The sequence below is a fragment of the Bacteroides sp. L10-4 genome (genome assembly GCF_013373675.1).
GTDB lineage: Bacteria > Bacteroidota > Bacteroidia > Bacteroidales > Bacteroidaceae > Bacteroides > Bacteroides muris.
The window spans coordinates 25,608-34,233 of sequence record NZ_JABXJH010000051.1 but is presented as its reverse complement, the minus strand read 5'-3'; the positions used below and the strand labels follow the sequence as shown (position 1 = coordinate 34,233).

Genomic DNA, 8,626 nt, shown 5'->3' with positions numbered 1-8,626 from the left:
GGGATTCAGACCCATTCAAAAGAGATGGATTGTGGAAAGAACATTCTCATGGATGGATTACAATAGAAGGCTCTGCCGAAACTATGAACTAACATTCGACTCGGCAGAGGAAATGGTCAAATTAGCCACTATAAGATTATTATTGAGGAAAATTTGAACAGGCTCTAATTGTATAACAATAGATTAAACATAAAGCAAATATATAGTATATAAAACACGAAAAAGGAGCTATCAAAGAGATATTTGATTACTCCTCTTTACGTAGTTTGATTAATTTAACAATTACAAATTATAGAGTGTTTGGATGGGGCTGAGTTCAAAATATATTTTGAGGTACTCAGCCTCATTTGATTTTTAAGTAAAAGACCACGGTGAATAGTACGCGGTTTGATAGGAATTGTTGGCAAAAAACTTGTGAATGCGCTTATGTATTTGAATTGCCATTTGATAAAACAATTGGTGAGAATCTGAGCCCTGATTCTATAAGCTTATAAACAAGCTAATTGCAAAGACTGTTAATGGATTGACGGCTTTGCGATTAGCTTGTTTACGTTTGGATGGCCTGTTATTGGCTATGGATAGAAAGATTATTTCTTTTCGTAGTCGAAATATTCGAAATCTGCATACGCTTTTGAAGCGTCGGAACTGGCGGTGGCATATAGTCCTAACATGATTCCTGTGAAGCCGCCGGCTGTTTCTGTGCTGATATAGCGTGTATTCATCCGGCCTGGTTCCTTGAATGTCTTGCCGTCTGTGGCATACTCGAACATATAGAGTTCATTGTTGCCTCTTACGCGGAGTTGTACTTTCCCTTGGGAGAGAATGATTTCCTTTTCCGTATGAGTCAGTTCGCCCAATTGGTAACGTAGCGATACTGCTTGTTTCCCGTTTTCCAACTGTTTGACGAATAGGTCGTAGTGGGATGATTCGAACATGTAGACTGTCAGACCGGCCTCGTCGCCGGCGATGGCTTTTTTCAGTTGCATGGAAGTAGTGGCTGTAAAATCAATATGTTCTTGGCGGCGGCATACGAAGGTGGGACTGCCTTTCCAGTCGTTCAGGCCGATAGGGGTTGCTTTCAGGTGAAGATTGCCGGAAGCAAAGGTGTAGTTCTCCGGATGGTAGTTCCGAAGATAAACCCATTCTGAACCTAATTCCTTGTTCTTGAATTCGGTGCGTACTGGCTTCTTGGCGAAAGGCTGTTGTGGCAGGGTGGGGACATCCATCTTCAAGGCGATGCTTCCGTCTCCGTTCACCACTGGCCAGGCATTCTTGTCCCAGCGCACGGGGGCGAGGAACGTTTCGCGTCCCAGCAAATGGTGTGTGCCACATTGAGGACGGAAAGCAAGGCAGACCATCCACCACGAGCCGTCGGGGGCTTGCACCAAATCGGCATGACCGGTTCCTTGTATCGGGCTGTCTTGGGCGTTCTTGTTGATGTGGGTTAGGATGGGGTTTGCAGGATTGCTGTCATACGGACCGTCTATATAGTGGCTGCGGGCAATCGTCACTTTGTGTCCGTATTCTGTGCCACCTTCTGAAATCAGCAGATAATACCAGTCGTCTTTCTTGTAAATGTGCGGCCCTTCAGGGTGCCGTCCACCCGTACCGTTCCAGATGCGTTTGGACTCGTTGAGTTGTTCGCCGGTTTTGGGGTTGATTTCGCACAGATAGATACCTACGCCCGGATTGCTGACAAGGTAACACTTGCCGTCTTCAAAATAGAGGGACGGGTCTATGCCGCCTTGCTTGAGCCATACGGGTTCTGACCATTCGCCACGCGGGTCGGTAGTGTGTACAAGGAAGTTGCCTTTGTCGGACACGTTGGTGGTAATCATGTAGAAGGTGCCGTCGTTGTAGCGGATGGTGGGTGCATAGATTCCTCCCCACGGGCCGGCGTCGTGAAGCGGCAGTTGTGAGGGGCGCGTCAGGCAGTGTCCGATTTGTTCCCAGTTGATGAGGTCTTTGCTGTGGAACAACGGTACGCCCGGAAAATATTGGAAACTACTGTTGACCAGATAAAAGTCATCTCCTGCGCGGCAGACACTCGGGTCAGGATGGAAACCGGGAATAACGGGATTTTGATAACCTTGCCGGTTTTGTGAAAAGCAGGACAGGGTGAGCGCCAGTCCTAAAAGTAACATCATCTTTCTCATAAATGCATTGTATTTTAAATAGTTTATCAGATATATGAATTAGGGTAGTTGAAGGAAATGTTTATACACAAAAATAAAGTATTCTTTCGGTTCAAACAAGCCGGATGTACCCGATGTCATTCAATGATTACTTTTGAACCCTATTCGGAAACAAATGATACCGTTGCAGATAACATGGCATCGGTGTGTTTTTCGCCTTTTCCGCTACTTTTGCTTTCACTGATTTAGCCATTATTTTAATACGTAAAGACATGATGAAGAATATCATTGGAAAATTCCAAACTTGCCTGGTGCTGTCGGCACTGCTTTTCTCTTCATTCGTTGCCGCATGTTCCGGCAATGATGATACTATGACTCCGGAAATAACGATTCCTGCGAACATTCTGACGGATGGAATGACTTTCTCCAAGACCAAAGGAACAAGTACACTGAACATCAAGTCAAACGTTGCATTGGAAGTTACCAGCAGTGCACCGGAGTGGTGCAAGGTTACGGCCGAAAGCTCTGCTTCGAGCAGTATTCTGAAGTATACCGTTGCGGCAGAAGCCAATACGGACACGAGCGACCGTGAAGCCAGGGTAACGGTGAAAGCTGGAGGCAGCGAAGTAGGGAGCTTCACTGTGAGGCAGACGGCTGCGGACGGACTAATCATATCCAACTCTACTTCTTTCGACCTGCCTGCTGCGGGAGGAGATGTATCTGTGGTAGTAGAAACCAATGGCGACGTACAAGCCGTTTCCGATGTTTCCTGGATAAAGGCGGTCAATACCCATGCCATGGAAAGCAAGATTTTCAAGTTTGCCGTCTCTCCCAATCCTCTGGGAGCGCGCGATGGCCATATCACTTTTACTTTGGGTAGCCTGACGGAGACTGTGACCATAAAACAGGCTGCGGGCGAGGTCGGCAATATGGGAAGCGACGCCAGGACACTTGCCTCCAAGATGTATGCAGGTATCAATATCGGCAACACGCTGGAAGCTTGTGATAACAAGAACAAGATAGCGAGCGAAACGTTATGGGGAAATCCTAAAGTGAGCGAGGCATATATCAAGGGGCTGAAGGCATTGGGATTTAATGCGGTACGCATCCCTTGTGCGTGGGATTATTACATTGTGAATCCATCGACCTATGAGATAGATGCTGCATGGCTCGACCGGGTTAGCGAAGTGGTGGGTTACTGTGTAGCCAATGATATGTATGCCATTGTCAATATCCATTGGGATGGCGGTTGGCTCGAAGAGAGTATCATTTATGGTTACAGCAGCGAAATAGATGCCAAGCAGAAAGCTATCTGGACACAGATTGCCAATAAACTGAATGCTTATGACGAGCATCTGCTCTTTGCCGGATGTAACGAGCCCGGACAGCAAGACCAGGGGAACGTTGGGACATCGGCCATAGATGCCATTCTGAAATATGAACAGACCTTTATTGATGCCGTGCGTGCCACCGGAGGGAATAATGCGAGCCGTTGCCTGATTGTGCAAGGTCCTTATACCAATATCGACAAGACGGTGAACGACTACACGATGCCCAAGGACGAAGTACCCGACCGTCTGATGGTGGAAGTCCACTTCTATGATCCCTATCAGTTCACCATGATGAACCATGACGAAACCTGGGGTAAGGTATTCCTTTATTGGGGTAAGGACAATCATGTGTCCGGCTCCATTCATAATGCCACCGGTTATGAAGAAGATTATGTGAAGCAGCAATTCCAGAAGATGAAGACGGCCTATGCAGATAAGGGAATTCCTGTGATTGTAGGCGAGTACAGCGCCATGAAGCGGACAAAAGAAGACAAGATAGAGGGTACTTCCGAACTTGCCTATCCCGACATTGACCAGGAAATGCACAACAAGAGCCGCGCCTATTGGAATGAGGTAGTCACCCGAGAGGCGAAAAACCACGGTTGTGTCCCCTTCTATTGGGAAACCGGCGGTGACATGAACCGTGGTACGGCTACGGCGAAGGAGGCTTATGCCATTGAGGGCATCATGAAGGGAGCCGCAGCCGGTAAATACCCTTATTGATTGAGTGGTGGATAGAATAAAAGACAGTTTTCAAAAGTATCATATAAATAGGTTTTATAGGTTACAAGGATTGTTGATATAGTTTTTTTTGATTGGTTATGGAGAAGTATGTCCGCGAGGGATATGCTTCTCCTTCTTTAAAAATCCTTGTCTTTCCTTGCTTTTCTGTTCGTTTTTCACTTCATTTGCAATAAAAATAACTTCCCTTAGCTCTGATAGTATGAAAAGACTGCAACTACTGCTCTTGTGGGTTTGGATAGTATGTTTCTCTGCTGCTTCACACAACTACATGTTTAAACATTTGGAAGTGAAAGACGGACTTTCCAATAATCAGGTTAATGCCATTTATAAAGACTCAAACGGATTCATGTGGTTTGGTACAGCTTCGGGATTGAACCGATATGATGGTTATGATATAAGGATTTATCGCAGCCAGAAGGATGATGAGAAATCTCTTCCCGATAGTTATGTCGAGGATATACAAGAAGATGCGTCCGGTAATTTGTGGATACGTACAGGAGGCGGGTATGCCATTTACAGTTCGGCTTCCGATGTTTTCAATCGTAATGTGGAAGCCTGGATGTGGAATGTCGGTCTGACCGGAAATCCTTCACTTGTCTATATTGATAAGGAAAAGACTTTCTGGATCTATATTAATGGTAAAGGTGTTTACAGCTATAGAGAGGGACAGAAAAATGCCGTAGCAGTGAAGGGGGGGGCTGAACTGCTTGCGAAAGCCGAAGTGTCCGACATGAAAGAATGCGGCGAAGGAATCCTGCTGGTTCTGAGTAACGGTATCTTGGCTTGTATAGATGAGGAAAAGCAAAATATCAAGTGGACCAATCCGGGTATTGCCGAAGATTGCAGGGAAGTAAAGAATGCTACCTTTGATTTGTTTGTCGACCATAGTGGGCGAGCATGGATATTCAGTGTGGAGGGGATGTGGATTTATAACCTTTCTCAGAAGGTTTGGGAACAGCGTTCTCCCCGAACGGACACCTACAATACTGTACGTGCAGTGGCACAGGATAAATATGGATGTATATGGATAGGCAAGGATCAGGATGGCGTTGAATTGATAGAACCGGCGGGAAGGAAAATCCGTCTGGCGAATGATCCTAATAACGGGCGTACTCTGTCCAACAATACAATAACGGCTCTTTATGAAGATGAGGCCGGTACGATGTGGGTGGGAACCTACAAGAAGGGCGTCTCTTTCTATAATGAAAGTGTCTTCAAGTTCGGCATTGCCGATGTAGGCGACATCAATTGTGTGGAGGACGGAGGCGGTGATATCGTATGGGTGGGGACAAACGACCGCGGGTTGATTCGCTGGAATAGCGTGACAGATGAACGTATGGTTTTTTCGCATACGGCAGATTCCCGCTCTATCTCGAGTGATGTCATAGTCTGCCTTCTTCGGGACAGTAGCGGCAGAGTGTGGGCAGGTACTTTTTGGGGTGGACTGAATTGCTATGATGGGAACCGCTTTATCCATTACCGGTCCCGTAAGGGAGACAGTAACTCACTGGTCTACGACAATGTATGGGCATTGGCAGAAGATGCGGACAAAAATATCTGGATTGGTACGTTGGGGGGAGGATTGCAATGCTTGAATCCTCAGACGGGGATATTTACCACCTATTCTACAGGTAATTCAAACCTTGTGTCGGACTATATCTCATCCCTCTGCATCAGCTGTGACAATAATCTGATTATCGGTACTTCGGCAGGGATGGCTTTCATGGACTTGAAGACCGGCGAGATTACAAATTTTGCAGGTACAAAGTCGGGTAAGACGAGGCTTTCCAATCAAAATATCAATCAAGTTTACGAAGATAGTCGCGGTTTGCTATGGATAGCCACGCGTGAAGGCTTGAATGTATATGACAGCAAACGGGATGAATTGTACGAAGTGCCTATCAAGCCCAGTTTCTCCAAACTATTGATATTGGGTATTACGGAAGATGAAAATAAAAGTATATGGATCAGCACCGGAGGAGAACTGATAAACGTGGTGTTGTCCGTTGACAGCAAGACGGAGCAGCCCGTGTTCCGTTGCTATATCTATAATGACAAGGATGGTTTGCAGAGTTGTGACTTCAACCAGCGTTCCCTCAAACGACTGCATACGGGCGAGATTGTAGTGGGAGGACTGTATGGACTGAATCGCTTCCAGCCGGGCAACATAAAGTATAACCGCACGTTGCCTAAGATTATGTTTACCGGTTTCCAGTTGTTCAATGAAAACGTGAAGGTGGGCGAGGAATATGCAGGACGTGTCATCTTGAAGGAGGCTTTGAATCAGAGTAGGGAGGTTGTTCTGGATTATAAGCAGAATGTTTTTACGGTACTGTTTGCTTCGGACAATTTCGTGCTGCCCGAAAAGACACAATATTTCTATAAACTGGAAGGATTCAATGGAGACTGGCTGACGAGTATGTCCGATATGCATCGCGTCACCTATACCAGTTTGGCGCCGGGAACTTATACATTAAGAGTGAAGGCTACAAACAGTGACGGATATGCGGGCACTGAAGAGGCTTCTCTGAAGATTGTCATTCTTCCTCCTTTCTGGATGACTCCGTGGGCATATATCGTTTATGCTCTTCTGGTTGTAGGAGTCATCTTCTTTTCACTTTATGCCGTACAACGAAGGGAACGTAATAGGTTTAAAATCCGCCAGATAGAGGAAGATGCGAAGAAGAGGGAGGAGTTGAGCCAGATGAAATTCCGCTTTTTCACGAATGTCAGCCATGACTTGCGTACACCGCTTACGCTGATTATATCGCCGATGGAAAGTATGATGAAGGAGATTACGGACGAAAAGCTGCATGGCAAGCTACAACTGATGTACCGCAATGCGCAGCGTTTGCTGAATCTGGTCAATCAGTTGCTCGATTTCCGTAAGAATGAGATGGCAGGATTGCATCTTTCCGTGTCCGAGGGGGATATTGTGGCTTATGTGCGCAACATATGTGCTTCTTTCCTGATGCTTTCCGAAAAGAAACATGTGCATCTGACATTTTTTTCGGCTATGGAGTCGCTGAATATGTCATTTGACGAGGATAAAATTGGTAAAGTTGTGATGAATCTTCTATCCAATGCCTTCAAATTTACCCCGGACGGGGGACGTGTGGATGTGGCATTGGAAATGTCGAAGGAGATGTCCGGAAGATTGCTGATAAAGGTATCGGATACTGGTGTCGGCATCAGGGATGAAGACAAGGAGCGAATTTTTGAACGTTTCTATCAGGTGGAGCAGGAAGAACCGGAACTCCAGTCAACGGGTAGTGGTATTGGCTTGAGTCTGGTACGCGACTTTGTGACGCTGCATGAGGGCACGGTGCGCGTTGTTGACAATGTGGGGTCCGGCAGTGTGTTCTTGGTTGAGCTTCCGGTTAAACATGTGCATGTAAGTTCTTCCAAGCTTGCACCGCTTGCAGAAGAGGTGGAAGAGCATGAGGAACTTTTGCCGGGCATGGAAGAAGAACCGCTTCCGGATGATTTGTCGGGCGATATGGAGGATAATGAAGATGAAAAAGAAAAGCCGTTGGCCCTGATTGTGGATGATAATGAAGATTTGGTTGCCTTCATGAAAGACAGTCTGAGATTGTATTTCCGTATACAGTCTGCTTCCAATGGGCGGGAGGCTTGGCAGAAGATACCGGAGCTGATGCCGGATATTATTGTCAGCGACGTAATGATGCCCGAGATGGATGGGAATGAACTGTGTCGCTGGGTAAAGACTGATAAACGCACGAGCAACATTCCGATGATATTGCTCACTGCACGGCAGGCTGTGGAAGATAAAGTGGAGGGGTTGACCATCGGTGCGGATGATTATGTGACGAAACCTTTCAATGTGGAAATCCTGATTCTGCGTATGCGCAAGCTGATTGACTTGAGCAAGAAGCGCAAGGCAAAGTCGCTCATCGACCCCGAACCAAGTGAAATAGCCATTACTTCGTTGGATGAAAAACTGGTGGAAAATGCCATCAAATATGTGGAGGTAAACATCGGCCGATGTGATTTGTCCGTAGAAGAGTTGAGCCGGGAATTGGGCATGAGCCGGGTGCATCTTTACAAAAAACTCCTGCAGATAACTGGTAAGACACCCATTGAATTTATCCGTGTCATCCGTCTGAAAAGAGCTGCGCAGATGCTGCGCGAGAGTCAGCAAAATGTATCGGAGATAGCGTATCAGTTAGGCTTTAACAACCCCAAGTATTTCAGCAAATATTTTAAGGATGAATTCGGTGTTTTGCCCTCTGTTTATCAGGAAAGAGAGGGTAAATAACAAAAGATACCCCTTACAGAAACATATTCTCTTTTAGGAGAATCAAAAGTACCCTTTTGTTTCAACATCGGGAGGACTCGTTTTTGAAGGAGACTTTTTATTTTTACATCGGAGAAAATTCACTTTAAAAACAATAA

Annotated in this window: 3 protein-coding genes; 2 read left to right on the top strand and 1 reads right to left on the bottom strand. The window is 46.0% G+C overall.

Translation table 11 applies throughout. The features are described from left to right. Positions 1–587 precede the first annotated feature (587 nt). Positions 588–2,156, bottom strand: coding sequence for a glycoside hydrolase family 43 protein (locus tag HU824_RS15300; protein WP_176469287.1), 1,569 nt, complete (start codon positions 2,154–2,156; stop codon positions 588–590). A 251-nt stretch (positions 2,157–2,407) separates the two neighbouring features. On the opposite strand from HU824_RS15300, the gene HU824_RS15295 reads away from it, so the two are divergent. After that, positions 2,408–4,189 (top strand): cellulase family glycosylhydrolase, encoded by a 1,782-nt coding sequence (locus HU824_RS15295; protein ID WP_176469286.1) that lies wholly within the window; start codon positions 2,408–2,410, stop codon positions 4,187–4,189. Positions 4,190–4,409: 220 nt separating this feature from the next. After that, positions 4,410–8,489 carry a two-component regulator propeller domain-containing protein gene (locus HU824_RS15290; RefSeq protein ID WP_255260536.1) on the top strand — a complete coding sequence of 1,360 codons (4,080 nt, stop codon included), beginning with the start codon at positions 4,410–4,412 and terminating at the stop codon, positions 8,487–8,489. Positions 8,490–8,626 lie beyond the last annotated feature (137 nt).